2 protein-coding genes are annotated in these 1,779 nt (G+C 73.4%); one reads left to right on the plus strand and one right to left on the minus strand.

All coding sequences use genetic code 11. The features are described from left to right. Positions 1 to 288: 288 nt before the first annotated feature. The gene (locus FOE67_RS24685) at positions 289 to 1,002 is read left to right on the plus strand and encodes a DUF4383 domain-containing protein (protein WP_438874304.1); all 714 of its coding nucleotides are present in this window, start codon (positions 289 to 291) and stop codon (positions 1,000 to 1,002) included. On the opposite strand, the gene FOE67_RS24690 is transcribed toward FOE67_RS24685, so the two are convergent. Continuing rightward, a complete protein-coding gene (locus FOE67_RS24690; RefSeq protein ID WP_182667037.1) occupies positions 896 to 1,777 on the minus strand; it encodes an HAD family hydrolase in 882 nt (293 codons plus the stop codon). The two genes, FOE67_RS24685 and FOE67_RS24690, sit on opposite strands and share 107 nt — an antisense overlap. Between the last annotated feature and the right edge of the window lie 2 nt (positions 1,778 to 1,779).

Genomic DNA, 1,779 nt, shown 5'->3' on the forward strand with positions numbered 1-1,779 from the left:
GTGCTGCGGCGGGGGCTGCTGCGGCTGATCCCGGGATCCCGGATCGGAGGGTTGGCCGCCGCCCGGTTCGACGCCGGCTCCGGTCGTTCCGCCGCCCGGGTGGCCGGTGCGGCCCCCGGCGGGGGAACCCACGGGTCACGGGGCCGCGATCGCCGGCACGGAGGGCGCCCGGGGAGGGGCCCCTCCCCTCGTCCGGGGCACCGTCGGGCGGGGGCCGGGCATCGGGGCCGGATTCGCGGGTACGCGGAGATATGTCCCTATCCGTCCGCGACCCGAGGAGGCCGTTCCATGGCTTCGACCCACTCGACGCACTCGGCCAACCCGTTGAACCGCGCGCGGCGGGCCCGACGGGGTTCGGCGATGGACATGTTCCGCAACAGCCGCGCCCAACTCCACGAGGAGCTACCGGTCGATCATCGGTTGAGCATGATCTACCGGATCGGCGCCGGCCTCATCGGCGCGGGACTGATCTTCTTCGGCGTGCTGGGGCTCACCGAGCGGCTGGGCGTCTTCACCACCGAGGACAACACCGTCCTCGGGCTGAGCACCAACGGCGCGCTGAGCGTGCTGTCGATCGTCTTCGGTCTGCTGCTGTTCGTCGGGATGATCAAGGGCGGGAACTTCGCGTCCGACCTGAACATCGTGATGGGCGTGGCGTTCGTGCTCAGCGGCTTCGTCAACCTGGCGCTGCTGGAGAGGGACTGGAACATCCTGAACTTCGGCATCCAGAACGTGCTGTTCAGCTTCGTGGCGGGTCTGCTGCTGATGCTGTTCGGCATGTACGGCCGGGTGACCGGCCGGTTGCCCTACGACAACCCCTACTGGCGCAGCCGCCACCCGGAGGAGGCCGAGGAGGCGCAGGAGCGCAAGGAGGAGGCCGAGCGGCGCCGCGAGCTCATGGACCGGGCACAGCGGCAGGGGATGGCCGACCCGGAGGGCCGGGGCGCGCGGCGACTGGAGCGTGCCGAAGCATCTCGCGAAGAATCCGCTCGCCGCAGCTGACCCCCCGCTCGGGCAGGGCGGTCACGTGCGGCGCCGCCCACCCCGCCTCCGCCAGCTCGCCGTGGCCCGGCCGCCAGCCGGTGTCCGCGGCGAGCAGCAGGTCGGCGTCGAGGAGGGAGTCCCCGGCGGCCAGCACGTGCCGGGCGTCGATGCGGCGGGCGACCTCGGCGAGGGCGGAGCTCTTGGTGAGCGGGGCGGGCACCGCGTAGACCTTGCGGCCCTGCACGGAGACGGTCCAGCCGCGCTCCCCCGCCCAGGCGGCCAGCTCCTTCGCCCACCCGTCGGGGAAGGTCTCCCTCTCGACCACCAGATAGGCGAACAGGTCCTCGGCGGTGCGGCGCTTGCGCAGCCAGCCGGGGTCGGCGGTGCGGCGCAGGTGCTCGACCACCTCCCCCAGCGGGACGCAGCGGGCGTCGAGGGTCTCCCGGACCCGCCGGTGCCACTCGGGGTCGGTGCGGCCGTCCACCAGGATGTGCCCGCCGTTGGCGCAGATGGCGTGGCGCGGGGGCGGGCCGGGCAGGTTGATGCGCCGGTACTGCTTGCGGGTGCGGGTGGTCACGGGCACGAAGTGGGCGCGGTGCCCCAACTCGTCCAGGAGACCGGCCGCGGTCTCGGTGAGGTAGGACAGCGGGCGGGCCTCGTGCACCTCGACGCAGAGCAGCCGGGGGGCGTGCTCGTCGGGGCCGGTCAGGGCGAGCGCCGCCGCGGAGTAGATCAGGGTGCGGTCCAGGTCGCTGGCGGCGAGCACGGGGCCCTCCCCCGGGCTGTCTCTTATAC

The sequence above is a fragment of the Streptomyces calidiresistens genome (assembly GCF_014141525.1).
GTDB classification, from domain to species: domain Bacteria; phylum Actinomycetota; class Actinomycetes; order Streptomycetales; family Streptomycetaceae; genus Streptomyces; species Streptomyces calidiresistens.